Consider the following 13,890-nt stretch of genomic DNA (forward strand, 5'->3'; position numbering starts at 1 on the left):
CAACCAACCAGTTTTGGGGTGGACCACGTGAAGAAAATTGGAATCATAGCGAACAAAGGAAAACCCGAAGCACGTATCGTTGCACGGGAACTGCTGTATTTACTTGAGGACAGAGGGGCGCAGGTATTCCTGGATGAACATGTCGCATCAGATGTAGGGCATCCAGAACTGGGCGCATCTGTAGAAGAGATGGGAACGCAGGCGGATCTGGTTTGTGTATTGGGAGGCGATGGCACGCTACTCAGAATTGCTCGCCAGCTTGCCGGTCACTCTATCCCGATCTTTGGGATTAATTTAGGCACGTTGGGATTTTTGTCAGAAGCGGAACCGGAGCATCTGCCTCAGGCTGTAGACAATCTCCTTTCTGGCAAGTACGACATTGAAAAGAGAGCGATGCTGGAAGCGTGTTTGGTGCGAAAAGGAACCATACTGGGGACATACACGGCGATGAATGATATTGGGATTGCAAAAGGGTCATTTTGCCGGATCATTCAATGTGCGGTCTTTCTGGATGATGAGTACGTTGCGACGTTCAGCGGAGATGGTGTCATTGTCTCTACGCCGACAGGATCAACGGCATACTCACTCTCAGCAGGCGGTCCAATAGTAGCGCCTAATGTGGACATGCTATTACTGACGCCAGTGGCTCCTCATTCTTTGACGGCCCGGCCGATGGTCCTGTCAGGCAATCAAACGATCCGAGTCGAGGTAGATGCCATTCATCAAGAGATGGGACTGTCCATTGACGGGCAGTTTGGTTATCGACTTGAGGGCGGCGATCAGATTTACATTAAAAAGTCACCGTGTGTTACCCCGCTGATTAAGTGGGAAAAAGGTGGCTTTTTCGAAGCAATACGTACGAAATTACAAGGGGAATGGGAGTAATCCATATGAACAAAGGGCAACGACATATTCGTATTCGGGATATCATCAGCAATCAAGAAGTAGAAACACAGGATGATCTGGTGGACCGCTTGCGGACTGCTGGCTTCACTGTTACGCAAGCGACTGTATCCCGAGACATCAAGGAATTACACTTAGTAAAAGTGCCGCTCCCTGATGGACGATATAAGTATTCAATGCCTGCTGAACAAAAATTCAATCCGCTGCAAAAGCTGAAACGCATGCTTGTGGATTCCTTTATTAGCATTGACCAAGCTGATCATTTTATTGTACTGAAGACACTTTCGGGACATGCGAATGCGGTAGCCGAACTGATTGACAACCTTCCATGGGAAGAAATCATGGGGACAATCAGTGGTGACAACACGATCCTGATTATTTGCCGTTCCAAAGAAAATACCCATGAAGTGACGAAACGCTTAATGGAAATGTTGTAGAAGGTGGTCGCTTGCGATGCTAGTGGAACTCTCGATTCGAAATTTTGCCATCATCAAATCAGTGACGGTCTCTTTCCAAAAAGGCTTAAACATCCTGACAGGTGAGACTGGTGCCGGTAAATCCATCATTATCGATGCGCTAGGTCTGTTGCTGGGAGGCCGGGCTTCGGCTGATTTTGTCCGTTACGGTGAGCCTCGTGCAGAAGTGGAAGGACTATTTGAATTGCCGCCCGGTCACCCTGGACTTGCCGTTTGTAAGAATGTCGGTGTCCAGATTGAGCAAGACGGTATGCTCGTGGTACGCCGAGATATATCGAATCAAGGGAAGAGTATCATTCGTATAAATGGCCAGCTCGTGACCCTGGCTATGCTGCGTGAGTTAGGGCCTTGGCTGGTTACTGTGCATGGACAACATGATACACATATGCTGATGCAGTCAGACAAGCATATCAATTGGCTCGATGCCTATGGGGAAAGTGCGTTGGGAGCTGCGAAGCAAGAGTACGGTACCCTGTATGCTGCTTACCGCAAAACCAAGCAAGATCTGGAGCGTATGGCACGTAACGATCGGGAGCTGGTACAGCGCATCGATCTCTTGCAATATCAGCTCGATGAAATTGAGGCGGCAACCCTCACACCTGGCGAAGACGAGAAGCTCTTGCAGCAGCGGAAAAAGTGGATGAACATTGAAAAAGTTTATTCAACGATTCAAGACGCATACCGCGCATTGCATGGTGACCAGAAGGGAATGGATTGGTTAGGACATGCGATGGGAGAGCTAGAGCGTGGTGTGAACTACGAAGAACAGCTCGTGCCGATTTTGGAGATAGTCCAATCGGCATACTATCAGATTGAAGATGTAGTACATAACCTTCGTCAATTGTCGTACCAAATGGAATTTGAGCCGGAGCAGCTGGCGGAGGTAGAACGTCGTCTTGATCAAATCCAGTCATTAAAACGCAAGTATGGCAAAAGTGTTGATGATATTTTGGAGTACGCTGCCACGATTCAGGATGAATTGGATGACATGCATCACTATGAAGACCGCCTCCAGCAGGTAGAAAAACAATTGCAGGAGCTTGCAGCCGATTTGGCGGTGGAGGCTTTGGAGTTGTCCGTTATTCGTTCCGAATGTGCAGGAAAACTCGCGCAAGAGATCGAGCAGCAGCTAAAAGAACTGCACATGGAGCGTGCTCGTTTTGCCATCGATGTCAGACAGGCGCCGGATGAAGATGGGGTGGAAATCGACGGAATCAAGCGCTTCGTAGATGCGAATGGAATGGATCAGATCGAGTTTTTAATCTCACCTAACCCGGGTGAGCCATTGCGTTCCTTGGCGAAGATTGCTTCCGGCGGGGAGCTGTCTCGGGTCATGTTGGCCATTAAAACGATTTTGGCGGGTACAGATCAAGTGGAGACACTCATTTTTGATGAAGTCGACACAGGTGTAAGCGGAAGAGCGGCTCAAGCGATAGCAGAAAAACTCGCCCGAGTCGCTGGACAGCGCCAAGTCCTGTGCATTACACACTTGCCGCAGGTCGCATCCATGGCAGATGCGCATTTTCTGATCAAAAAGGAAATGAGCGAGAATGAAACGGAGACGCGGGTGCATCGTTTGGCTGATGATGAACGTGTAACGGAGCTGGCCCGCATGCTAAGCGGAGCAGAGGTAACAGCGAAAACAGAAGAACATGCGCGCGAGATGATCCTTCTCGGTCGCGAACGAAAGACTGTCAGCTAATTTAAGTTGGCAGTCTTTTTTTCGTGGTTTCTAATGTTCAGAGTGGGTTATTTTCCTGACATAATCCGCTTGGCTGGTGGCAACATTAAAGGTACACAAGGTGGAGGTGTCCCTCATGACCGCTTGCGGTCATTCAAAACGGACTTGACCGTTTTGTTTTGTAGGTGTAGGTAGGGAACGGTAGGAGTGATTACTGGTGATCCGACAAAACAAAAGAAAATGGATGGGAAGTCTCCTTCTCCTCATCACGGCGCTTGTCGTGAGTTCCACCCCGTTCCGCGATCTGTCCTCCTTTCCCCGTGAATTGCGTTTGATGGAAGGGTCCCTCGAGCAGCTACGGGTCTCTGTGCCGGTAATGGGCACGCTAATCAATAGCAATCCTGATATTTTGCACGTTAACGGGACAGAGGCGCGTGAGGTTTCCGTTGATTTGAGCAGACCCATGTCCGTTGAACCGCGAAGGGCTGGGGAAGCCCAATTGCAGGTGAAGTGGCATAACATTCCGCTGACTGCTGTAAAAGTAAATGTATTGCCAGATCTGCGGTTGTACCCTGGTGGACAATCAATCGGGGTGAAGCTGCAAACAGCGGGTGTTTTGGTTGTCGGTCATCATTTAGTTGACAATGGTAAGAACAAGTTTTCTCCAGGTGAACAGGCAGGTATACACGTTGGTGACATGATTATCAAAATGAACGACATGTACATCAATGACATGAACGACGTAAAGAAATTGATTAACGAAACGGGCAAAAAGAATCATTCCGTTCAGTTGCTTGTCGTTCGTGGCAAGGAAAAGCTATCGCTCACTTTACATCCTGCGAAAGACAAAAAAGACAGTGAATACCGTATGGGTCTCTATATTCGGGATTCAGCGGCAGGCGTAGGGACATTGACCTTTTTTGATCCGAATTCCAAAGCGTACGGAGCGTTAGGGCACGTCATTTCCGACGTTGATACTGGTCAAGCCATTGTCGTAGGCGATGGTCAGATCGTGCAAGCAAGTGTCACATCGATTGAAAAAGGACAGAGCGGCAACCCAGGGGAGAAATTTGCGCGTTTCTACAATGAAAGTGAAGTTCTCGGAAATATAACCAAAAATACCCCTTTTGGCATTTTCGGCAAAATGAAGGACGAGCCCAAACGCAGTTATTATCAAGAGCCGTTACCAATCGCTCTTGCTGAGCAGGTAGAGGAAGGACCAGCCAAAATTCTTACTGTCGTGGAAGGACAAAAGGTGGAAGAGTTCGATATTGAGATTGCAAACGTGGTCAAGCAGCATTTTCCTGCAACCAAAGGGATGATCATTAAAGTCACGGACAAACGCCTTTTGGAAAAGACGGGTGGCATCGTACAGGGGATGAGCGGAAGTCCCATCATTCAAAAAGGCAAGATCGTCGGTGCCGTCACACATGTGTTTGTTAATGATCCTACTTCGGGATATGGCTGCTACATTGAATGGATGCTTCAGGATGCTGGCGTGAATGTGCGCGGTACTGCTGAATCCAATGCAAATACGAGCAAAGCTGCCTGAATGAAAAGCCGTCACGCGAACGATGCGAGGCGGCTTTTCCGATTTTTGCAGTCCTTTGACGAATCGATTATAAATGAATGGATTCTTTGTCGAAATATCAGTTAAATCATTCAATCTTTCGTCATTGGCAGGAATGGAATTTGCTTTGTCGAATAATTTTTGTAGAGAAAAGATGGTAAGGACTAATCCTTTTAGATTTGTTAACCTCTAGAACGCCACCTTCTTTCCAAAAGACCGTCCATTGTTAGGAGGAACGACCTTGAGCAAGATTGAAGTGTTGTTGGCAGATGATAACCGTGAATTTGTAAATCTGTTAGAAGAGTACATCAGTAGCCAGTATGACATGAATGTTGTGGGTGTTGCTTACAACGGCAATGAGGTAGTTCGACTGCTGCAGGAACGTGTACCCGATGTATTAATTTTGGATATCATCATGCCACATCTGGATGGCTTGGCTGTTTTGGAGCAAATTCAGGCCATGCGCTTAAGTCCCCAACCTAAAATCATCATGTTGACTGCTTTCGGGCAGGAAGAGATTACGAAGAAAGCAGTAGAACTGGGAGCAGCTTACTACATTTTGAAACCGTTTGATATGGAGGTGCTGGCACAGCGCATCCGTCAAATCATTACAACCAAAACTGCCTCTTCTTTTGTTTCTTCAGTGAAACCGCAAGCAACTTTGCAAATCCGCGGACGCAATTTGGATGCGAGCATCACCAGCATTATTCATGAGATTGGAGTTCCTGCTCATATCAAAGGTTATTTATATTTGCGGGAAGCGATTACAATGGTATACAACGATGTCGAGCTGCTTGGTTCGATTACCAAAGTCCTGTATCCGGACATTGCGAAGAAATTCAATACAACCGCTAGTCGCGTAGAACGTGCGATCCGTCATGCGATAGAAGTAGCGTGGTCCCGCGGCAATTTAGATTCCATTTCCAGCTTGTTTGGTTATACGATTTCCAACACCAAGGCGAAGCCGACCAACAGTGAGTTTATTGCCATGGTGGCGGACAAGCTGCGGATTGAAGCGAAGATTAGCTAGGATGTAGATACACATTTACAGGATGATTAACCAATACAAAAGACATTAGCACTTGCTTGCTAGTGTCTTTTTGTATTGGTAGGAATTCGGAGTGTTTCCATTAGGAAAGCTTGTTCCTATTAGTTCTGCCATCATTCATAGTATCTGTACAAATTGCGGGTATGTTATCGAAAGTTATGTTGAAAACCCATCGAAATTTAAATACCCGGATACATAGGTTTTATTGAGAATAATTTCAATCGGAGATAAATAAAAATGAGCAAACTATTATCCTATAAAGAAATTCGTATTCGTTCTTCTACATCACCTATTGAGTATAAAAGCGCTGGTTATCGTCAAAGATTTCTAGCCATTAAAGGAAAAGAGATCGCCAATACAGGTATAGATTGTGAAACCTGTCTTTTTTATGCCGACGTTTCAGGAATGGATATGAAAAACCCAACAAAAATATCTAACAAATTAAATCAAGGGATACATACACTGGACCCAGATTTCATGTCAGATCTATCTTGTCTCATTCCAAATGGTCATTACGTGGTAACTTTACTAAAGGTGTATCCAAGGGTTAAAAGAGAGGCATATGGGACTGAGTATTATAAGGCTGGGCTAAGGAATATAAGCAGTATGAGGAAAATAGAAGAATATATAGTACCAATTCAATCCAGTGAAACATTAAATCCAATAGCAATAAATGAGTACGTAGAAATGGTGGATGTAAAAGAAACACCAACAGCATTGAGCATTTCTTTCCTAGATATAAAATATCCGATGATTGATTATGATGAGGTATGGGTTTATAGTCATTTTTTATTGGATGGTCATCACAAAATGTTTGCGGCAGGTAAAGCCAAAAAAGCCATCACCCTACTATCCTTTTTATCGATTGATGAGTCGTTCGCAAATAAGGAACAAATAGATAAACTTTTCCATGTTTTAACCTGAGTTGGATAGTTTGTGAAACAAGGGCAGGCCGGTCATTGGTTATATGGGCAACACAGGTTTTAGCGTTGGATATCATCTCCACTTGGATGTAGTTTGTGCAAAAGTATGGAAAGCAGCAGAAACACAAATGAACTTAGCCGTGTGATGCGAAAAGAAGTAAAGCCAGGGTATGTTAACCCTGTCTTTCGCTAAGGTTCGTGTGTTTTCCACTAGAGCGCGCAATTCCTTCTCATCATTTGACTCGGTTGATAAGGCAACATACCAAATTCCTGTCCCCTCATCAAATCGATCAATGGCTAATACGTAGGCAGCAGTGGCACTTCTGGTGTGCTTGCCGTTTCGCTACAAGCTGGAAGGATAAGTGCTAGTGCAAGTAGTAAGGCTAGTTTTAATTTCAAGCTGCAACTCTCCCAGTTATGTTTTTATGGATTTTACCAAAGCTAGGAAATGTATACCATATCTAACCCGATTCGCTCGATGTTGAGTATGGTGAAAAAAGATAACCAACAGTGAGTTCATTGCGATGGTGGCAGACAAGCTGCGGATTGAGGTGTTGATTAGTTGATCTAGTCGCAAATCGCGTACTTCTCCTAAATATTAGGAATAGATCGATCGATATGGAAACGTTTGTTATAATTTTCGTGAGACTGATATGATCAGTAAAAAACATCTCTTTTCCAAAAAGGAGAGGGATGTTATTTTATGCATCCTGCAAAAGCAATGAAGGCATGAACTACTCTTTCCGGAGGAATTGAACCAATGTGCCTAGAATTAATCGTTATGATAAAAGAAACACCAGGATTTGAACCAAAGCCGCTACTCTCCCCATATGTTTTGACAGGCAAGCTGTTACGCGAAAATAGCCCTCATTTTTTCAAGCGTTTTCCGAAAAGACAGGGTTGGTGGGTGACAACCGAAGAGGGCTGCGCTTGCAGATTTAGCATTTCCAAGCATCCTGATAAAGTAAAATTCGGGATGTACCCGGAAGAGGAGAGGCCTCGGTATTACCAAGAATACGAGGAGCTACTTGATCACGACAAGACGCAAGTTGAGCTGTATGGTTTATGGATAGGTGATAAATTCACGAAAAGAGAACCCATTTACTCGACGATCGAGGCCCTCTTTTCACCGAAAAAATTTTCTTTAGACGAACAACATTACATCCTGACAAAATGAACTCTTAATAAGAAACTGCCGCAGTCCCTTGCGAGATTTTGATCCTCCTATGTAAAATAGAAAAGCATACGATACAAATACATACTACTAAGAGCGAGGCAGGTGCTGTGAAAGTGCGCAATTTGGATGAAATTCTCGCATTTAACCGTGAATTTGTGGCGAGCCATGAATATGAAAAGTACCAAACAACCAAGTTTCCTGATAAACGTCTGGTCGTGCTCTCTTGTATGGATACCCGTTTGGTTGAACTGCTGCCGAAAGCCATGAATATGCGAAATGGGGATATCAAGCACGTAAAAAGCGCCGGGGCAATCGTGTCCCATCCTTTTGGAAGTATCATGCGCAGTATTCTTATTGCAATCTACGAATTGAATGCTGAAGAAGTGATGGTGGTCGGGCATTATGACTGCGGGATGAGTGCGATAGACAGCAAACGCACGATGGAGAAGATGCTGGAGCGAGGAGTCTCGGCTCAAACGTTTTCCACGCTTCAACATGCAGGGATTAACTTACATAAATGGCTACACGGATTCGATCGTGTAGAAGAAAGTGTGAAAAATAGCGTAGAAACGATTAAAAATCACCCGCTCCTCCCACCGAATGTGGAGGTACATGGTTTACTCATTGACCCGGTTACCGGAAGATTGGACGTTGTCGTGAATGGGTATGAGCGAATGAAAGACAGTGAATGATCCTAACCTTGCCCCCATTTCGCGGAAAACATTTCTCCATAAAGTCACGAAATGGGTAGGTGGAGTAATTGGTCTCGGTGTAGCGACTGGCGTGTACGGTCATGTCTGGGAGCGAAAAGCTCTTGAGATTGTGCGATTGTCCATCACGATACCGGGATTACCCGAAACCTTTAAGGGAACAAAGCTTATTCACTTCAGTGATGTCCATCTCGGTCATTATTTTGAACCAAAAGACTTACAACCCGTCATAGATTTGATCCAGAGCGAAAAACCGGATTTGATTTGCTTCACAGGGGATATCATTGATGAAGTGACGCGACCTCTGTTCGCCGCCGTCCCACTTTTCAATCAGCTCCTAGCCCCATTAGGCAAATTCGCCGTTTTGGGCAATCACGATTATCGAGCTGGTGAACAACAAAAAGTTCGAGATGGCTTAGTCGCGTCTGGATTTGAGGTGTTGGATAATCGGCACGTTGTCGTGCACAAAGATGGCCAGCAGTTATATATGGTGGGAGTCGATGATGTTTTCTATGGCGTACCTGATCTTCCAAGGGCGTTGGAAAATATCCCGCCGGAGGGCAGCGTTATCTTGTTGGTGCACGAACCGGATTTTGCTGATATCGCGTCAGAGCATCCCGTGCATCTCCAACTGTCCGGCCACAGCCATGGCGGACAAGTGCGCTTGCCCTTCATTGGTCATCTCATGGTGCCGCAATACGGGCGTAAATATGTTCAAGGACTGTATCAGGTAGATGGCATGGCTGTGTACACGAACAGAGGATTGGGTACGACGATCTTGCCAGTTCGTTTATTTTGCCGCCCGGAGCTTACGGTCATAACGCTACATTGAAATTTTATTAATAATGTTCCTTGATCCATTGGACGAATTGCTGGAAAGCATCGTCCTCTTTTTTTGGATGCAGGTAGGCGATGAGTGTGGGGCGCACTAATTCACCGTTTGCGAAATCGTAAGCGACCAATCTTCCGGTCGCTAGCTCTTGTTGAATGGTTCTTTCCGGAAGGATCGTGATCCCTAGCTGGCGTTCGACCATTTTTTTAACCGCATTAAAGCTGTCCAGTTCCATAATAATATTCGGAAAAACTCCCTGCTGTGCCAGATAGCGATCAATCCGTTGGCGATAGGGAGCGGTGTGATTCCCGAACACAATCATTTCCTCGGTTCCCCATGCCTGAAAACCTGGAAACCCGCTAGCCCAAGGATGGCTGGGCGCCATGACGAGCAGGAGCTGATCGCTGGGAAGGAATTCTTGATGGATGTGCGGGTGATACATTTCACTCCCGAGAAAGGCAATATCGGCCGTTCCGGTTAGCAGAGCGCTGAGGGACTCCTCATACAACGTAGAGCGTACGTAGCAGGTGAAGCCCGGATGAGCAATACGGTACTCCCCAATCAGACGCGGCAGCTCATAGGCGACAAAAGCTTTGCCCGCGACGATGTTCATCGATTGGCGCTGTTCTTTCTCTTGGATAAAGGAGCGCATTTGCTCCACGATATTCGTAGCAACCGGTAGTAACCGACGTCCATCACCTGTCAGACTGACCCCTGAGGCAGTGCGAACAAAAAGCGCACTCCCAACCTGGCGCTCAAGCTGCTTCAATCGGTGTGTAAGTGTTGATTGCGCCAAAAATAACGCCTGTGCAGCGCGATTAATCGATCCATGCCGAGCAATCGTCAAAAATACCTCAAGACTTTCTCGATCCATTGTGAGTTGCCTCCTATTCAAATTCTCGATAACTAGTTATCTGTATTCTATAACAAGGATGACAAACATTGGAATATGATTAGGGCAGGAGGTGTTCCCGATGAAACATGAGGAGATCAAACAGGCTGTGCAAGCGCAATTTGGAAAAAATGCAGAGCAATACGTGCAAAGCAAGACGCATGCAAAAGGCACCGACCTGGAACTGATGGTGGAGTGGATGCAGCCAGCAGAGAAGTGGCGGGCACTGGATATCGCCACAGGAGGTGGGCACGTAGCGAGGACATTGGCTCCACATGTGAGCTTGGTCGTCGCCACGGATTTGACTCGCCCGATGCTCATGGCCGCGGCTGCGGCCAATAATACAGAACTTGTCCATAATGTGATGTATGTTCAGGCTGATGCAGAATCTCTTCCGTTTCTCGATGAATCATTTGAGATCGTCACATGCCGAATCGCGGCTCATCATTTTCCGGATCCGATGGCTTTTGTTCGTGAGGTGAGTCGCGTGCTGTCCCCTGGTGGGATGTTTCTCTTCATCGACAACGTGTCGCCAGAGGAGTTATCACTCTCGGCATTCATAAATGAGGTAGAGAAAACACGCGATCCCAGTCATGTTCGCTGTCTTTCCGTAAGTGAATGGCGCGCGTTGTTTGAAGCGAATGGCTTGACCCCGCAAAAGCAGCAGGAACGCAAAAAAAAGTTTGAGTTTTTACCATGGGTCAAGCGTACTTCCGAATCATCTGAGCAGGAAGCGGCTGTCGAAAAAATGCTGCTGAACGCTACAGATGAACAAAAGGAATATCTAGGACTAACGAGTAAGGAAGGCAGAGTATTGACCCATCAGATTGACGAATGGATGGTTCTGTGCAAGAAAAGAGGAGGAAATGAAGAAGATGATAACTAAGCATGAATGGATTGGGCTCGATCATATACAATTAGCAGCACCAGCCGGAGCAGAGGATGTAGCGCGTAAGTTTTTCGGGGAGCTTTTGGGAATGCCGGAGGTTCCAAAGCCAGAGAAGCTTCTCGTTCGATGTGGCGTATGGTTTCAATGTGGTGCCCAAATGATTCATATTGGATCGAAGAAGGATTCATTCCCGCGAAAAAAGCACATCCGGCGTTCCTTGTGCAGAACATTGGTTCACTAATGGAGCACCTGCAAGCACATGGGGTATCGATTCGGATTGACGATGAAATCCCTCACCTTATCCGCTTTTTCACAGAGGACCCATTTGGAAACCGACTGGAGTTCATGGAGGCGAAGCAGGAATGACAATAGATTTTCACGCTGAGAAAAACCAGTTGAGCTATACAGGAAGAACCGCAGACGATTCGTGGAGTCAGACGATCCTGTCACTTGTGAATCCCGTTGGGAAAAACGTCGTGGACATCGGTTGTGGCGGTGGAATTTACAGTAAGGCTTGGTCTGGGCTAGGGGCTGCTACTGTTACTGGCGTCGACTTTTCCCACGTGATGGTAGAAGCGGCTAGAGAGCAATGCGCTAACGATCCGAAGATTTCGTTTGCACAGGGGGATGCCCGCGCAACAGGCTTACCCAGTCAGTGTGCGGATATTGTATTTGCTCGCGCATTGATCCATCATTTCCCGGAGCAAGACTTGCAGAAGTTTTTTAAAGAAGTGATCAGGCTATTGGCACCGGGGGGAATATGCCTGATCCAAGACCGGACGATGGAAGATGTCAAAATGCCAGCCTCACCGACTCATTTTCGCGGCTATTTCTTTACCCGATTCCCGCGCTTGCTCACGATAGAACAAACACGCAGACCGGATGATACAACGGTGCAGAACACGATGAAGCTCGCGGGGCTTGAACAGGTGAACAAAACAACGTTGTGGGAGACAAGACGCGAATACGATAGCTGGAATGACTTGGAAGCTGACTTACTTTCAAGAAAAGGCCGCTCGATTTTGCATGAATTGACCGATGTGGAACTGAAAGACCTCGTTCATTCCATCCATGATCAGGTAGCCGGGCAAGAAAAATGGATGGAGCAAGATTGCTGGAGTATATGGATAGGCAGCGCAACATGTGGCACAATAAAAGGGAAATAATTGTGAAACTTTTTGTTCACAAATTTGGATATGCTTGTCTCATAATACGTGAAGCTATATAATGGAATTGCCATTGTATTCCGGTTTGCGTCATCATGGTGAAGGAGTTGTCGTTCATGAAAATCGTTTTATTTGACATCCTGATGTTTATCTTCACATTCTTTATTGCTTGGGGCTGTTTGAGTTCCATCAAAGCGAAAAACGTATTTGCAATCGCATTTGGCTTTGTATCTTTGATGGTTTTCCTGTTCGCAGATGGTTTGATCATTTACTACCTGGTCAAGGGTGCGTAGATTAAACTGAAAACGCTTCGCTTAAAAGAGGTTGTGCATTTGATGCACAGCCTCTTTTTTTGTGGGGAGAACATCTTGGTGGGGCGGTTTTTTGCATGTAGCAAGGAAATATTTAGCATACTAAGGGCGGAGGTGGAAAAGTGGGCAAACAAAAAGGTTCTGCAGGACATTCATACACGGCTGTCGTAGCAGCTGATCTGAAGACGAAGCAGTTGTGCAAACGTCTCCACTCTCATCATATCGCTATCATTGATCACCCGGACGTTGATGAAATAGCAGCACAATCCTTACTGGAAAGAGGAGTAAAAGTCGTCCTCAACCTCTCGCCATTTATGACAGGGCAATATCCGGCTGAAGGGGCTCGCCGACTTTTAACAAACAGTATCACACTCTATGAGGTGTTGGATGTAGATGTGTCGGATTCGTTCATGGAATGGATCGAGGGCAAGTATGCAACGATACTTGAAGAAAATCTGTATATCCTTTTGGAAGAGAAGTGGGTCCATGTATGTAGGTTGCAGCGAGTAACGGTTCCATCCGTTTTAAACCGATGGCATGAAGCACACGATAAGTTGGATGACACACTCTCTTCGTTTATTGACAATACACTTTTGTACGCCAGCAAGGAAAAAGACCTATTCTTAAAGCCGCTTTGTCATGTGCGATTACATACAAAAATGGAACAGCGACATGTGGTTGTCGTCGTTCGCGGCAAACATTACAAAGAGGACTTATTGACGCTTTCTTCGTACATTCGGGAGTATCATCCTGTATTGATCGGAGTCGATGGCGGTGCAGATGCTCTCATGGAAGCAGGGTATCGTCCAGACCTGATTGTGGGAGATATGGACAGCGTCTCGGACAGAGCGCTCCAAAGCGGGGCGGAGATCGTCGTACATGCTTTTGTGGATGGGACAGCACCTGGAACGACACGCGTAAAAGCTCTCGGTTTACCGTATCATGTCTTGCCTGCGCCCGGCACGAGCGAAGATGTAGCGATGCTGTTAGCGTACGAAAAGGAGGCTGAACTGATCGTTACGATCGGCGCCCATACCAGTATGATTGATTTTCTGGAAAAAGGGCGCAAAGGTATGGCGAGCACGTTATTGGTCCGCACGAAGATCGGGACGAAGCTGATTGATGCCAAAGGAGTCAGTCATCTCTATCGGCCGAGCGAGTCATGGAAACTGTGGAGTTGGTGTATAGTCGCTATGCTTCTACCTGTTTCAGCCGCGCTCGTCATTAATCCAATCGCCCGTCATGCTGTACACATGATCTGGACGCAGTGGCGGACTTGGGCTTTATGAACAACGCACTTTCATGGAGGTAT

General features: G+C 46.3%; 14 protein-coding genes and 1 pseudogene. 14 read left to right on the top strand and 1 reads right to left on the bottom strand.

The genetic code is table 11. The features are described from left to right. Positions 1-27 precede the first annotated feature (27 nt). The 9 genes from ACFYU8_RS00940 to ACFYU8_RS00980 all read left to right on the top strand — a co-directional run bounded on the left by ACFYU8_RS00940 (position 28) and on the right by ACFYU8_RS00980 (position 9,320). Positions 28-885 (top strand): NAD(+)/NADH kinase, encoded by an 858-nt coding sequence (locus tag ACFYU8_RS00940; RefSeq protein WP_390296669.1) that lies wholly within the window; start codon positions 28-30, stop codon positions 883-885. A 5-nt stretch (positions 886-890) separates the two neighbouring features. Then, a complete protein-coding gene (ahrC, locus tag ACFYU8_RS00945) occupies positions 891-1,340 on the top strand; it encodes a transcriptional regulator AhrC/ArgR (RefSeq protein WP_390296667.1) in 450 nt (149 codons plus the stop codon). A 16-nt stretch (positions 1,341-1,356) separates the two neighbouring features. After that, the gene (gene recN / locus ACFYU8_RS00950) at positions 1,357-3,081 is read left to right on the top strand and encodes a DNA repair protein RecN (protein ID WP_390296665.1); all 1,725 of its coding nucleotides are present in this window, start codon (positions 1,357-1,359) and stop codon (positions 3,079-3,081) included. Between the two features lie 196 nt (positions 3,082-3,277). Beyond that, positions 3,278-4,612 carry a SpoIVB peptidase gene (spoIVB, locus tag ACFYU8_RS00955; protein ID WP_390296663.1) on the top strand — a complete coding sequence of 445 codons (1,335 nt, stop codon included), beginning with the start codon at positions 3,278-3,280 and terminating at the stop codon, positions 4,610-4,612. Between the two features lie 259 nt (positions 4,613-4,871). Next, on the top strand, positions 4,872-5,660 hold the full coding sequence (gene spo0A, locus ACFYU8_RS00960; RefSeq protein WP_390296661.1) for a sporulation transcription factor Spo0A: 789 nt from the start codon (positions 4,872-4,874) through the stop codon (positions 5,658-5,660). A gap of 255 nt (positions 5,661-5,915) precedes the next feature. Beyond that, positions 5,916-6,602, top strand: coding sequence for a hypothetical protein (locus tag ACFYU8_RS00965; protein ID WP_390296659.1), 687 nt, complete (start codon positions 5,916-5,918; stop codon positions 6,600-6,602). A gap of 759 nt (positions 6,603-7,361) precedes the next feature. After that, positions 7,362-7,778 (top strand): hypothetical protein, encoded by a 417-nt coding sequence (locus ACFYU8_RS00970; RefSeq protein WP_390296657.1) that lies wholly within the window; start codon positions 7,362-7,364, stop codon positions 7,776-7,778. A 113-nt stretch (positions 7,779-7,891) separates the two neighbouring features. Beyond that, positions 7,892-8,470, top strand: coding sequence for a beta-class carbonic anhydrase (locus ACFYU8_RS00975; protein WP_390297382.1), 579 nt, complete (start codon positions 7,892-7,894; stop codon positions 8,468-8,470). Continuing rightward, the gene (locus ACFYU8_RS00980; protein WP_390296655.1) at positions 8,463-9,320 is read left to right on the top strand and encodes a metallophosphoesterase; all 858 of its coding nucleotides are present in this window, start codon (positions 8,463-8,465) and stop codon (positions 9,318-9,320) included. Before ACFYU8_RS00975 ends, ACFYU8_RS00980 begins: the two co-directional genes overlap by 8 nt. Positions 9,321-9,327: 7 nt before the next feature. Here ACFYU8_RS00980 and ACFYU8_RS00985 read toward each other — a convergent pair whose 3' ends face one another. Then, entirely contained in the window at positions 9,328-10,194 is an 867-nt protein-coding gene (locus tag ACFYU8_RS00985; protein ID WP_390296653.1) for a LysR family transcriptional regulator, read from the bottom strand. Positions 10,195-10,294: 100 nt separating this feature from the next. On the opposite strand from ACFYU8_RS00985, the gene ACFYU8_RS00990 reads away from it, so the two are divergent. From ACFYU8_RS00990 to steA, 5 genes and pseudogenes are all read left to right on the top strand, one after another. After that, positions 10,295-11,098 (top strand): class I SAM-dependent methyltransferase, encoded by an 804-nt coding sequence (locus ACFYU8_RS00990; protein ID WP_390296651.1) that lies wholly within the window; start codon positions 10,295-10,297, stop codon positions 11,096-11,098. After that, positions 11,088-11,467 (top strand): annotated as a pseudogene (locus ACFYU8_RS00995) (VOC family protein). Before ACFYU8_RS00990 ends, ACFYU8_RS00995 begins: the two are co-directional and overlap by 11 nt. After that, positions 11,464-12,267 (top strand): class I SAM-dependent methyltransferase, encoded by an 804-nt coding sequence (locus ACFYU8_RS01000; protein WP_390296649.1) that lies wholly within the window; start codon positions 11,464-11,466, stop codon positions 12,265-12,267. The pseudogene ACFYU8_RS00995 and the gene ACFYU8_RS01000 overlap by 4 nt, the downstream one beginning before the upstream one ends. Positions 12,268-12,383: 116 nt before the next feature. Then, complete coding sequence (locus ACFYU8_RS01005) at positions 12,384-12,560, top strand: DUF2759 family protein (protein WP_390296647.1); 177 nt, start codon at positions 12,384-12,386, stop codon at positions 12,558-12,560. Positions 12,561-12,700: 140 nt separating this feature from the next. Continuing rightward, positions 12,701-13,867 (top strand): putative cytokinetic ring protein SteA, encoded by a 1,167-nt coding sequence (gene steA, locus ACFYU8_RS01010; protein WP_390296646.1) that lies wholly within the window; start codon positions 12,701-12,703, stop codon positions 13,865-13,867. The last annotated feature ends 23 nt before the right edge of the window (positions 13,868-13,890 follow it).

Origin of the sequence: Brevibacillus sp. NPDC003359 (genome assembly GCF_042878995.1) — a bacterium.
GTDB lineage: Bacteria > Bacillota > Bacilli > Brevibacillales > Brevibacillaceae > Brevibacillus.

What these genes read in the sequence shown, in the direction of transcription:
- ACFYU8_RS01000 (WP_390296649.1), top strand. Translation starts at nt 11,464, where the DNA reads ATGACAATAGATTTTCACGCTGAGAAAAACCAGTTGAGCTATACAGGA.
- ahrC (WP_390296667.1), top strand. Translation starts at nt 891, where the DNA reads ATGAACAAAGGGCAACGACATATTCGTATTCGGGATATCATCAGCAAT.
- ACFYU8_RS00965 (WP_390296659.1), top strand. Translation starts at nt 5,916, where the DNA reads ATGAGCAAACTATTATCCTATAAAGAAATTCGTATTCGTTCTTCTACA.
- ACFYU8_RS01005 (WP_390296647.1), top strand. Translation starts at nt 12,384, where the DNA reads ATGAAAATCGTTTTATTTGACATCCTGATGTTTATCTTCACATTCTTT.
- ACFYU8_RS00990 (WP_390296651.1), top strand. Translation starts at nt 10,295, where the DNA reads ATGAAACATGAGGAGATCAAACAGGCTGTGCAAGCGCAATTTGGAAAA.
- ACFYU8_RS00985 (WP_390296653.1), bottom strand. Translation starts at nt 10,194, where the DNA reads ATGGATCGAGAAAGTCTTGAGGTATTTTTGACGATTGCTCGGCATGGA.
- ACFYU8_RS00970 (WP_390296657.1), top strand. Translation starts at nt 7,362, where the DNA reads ATGTGCCTAGAATTAATCGTTATGATAAAAGAAACACCAGGATTTGAA.
- recN (WP_390296665.1), top strand. Translation starts at nt 1,357, where the DNA reads ATGCTAGTGGAACTCTCGATTCGAAATTTTGCCATCATCAAATCAGTG.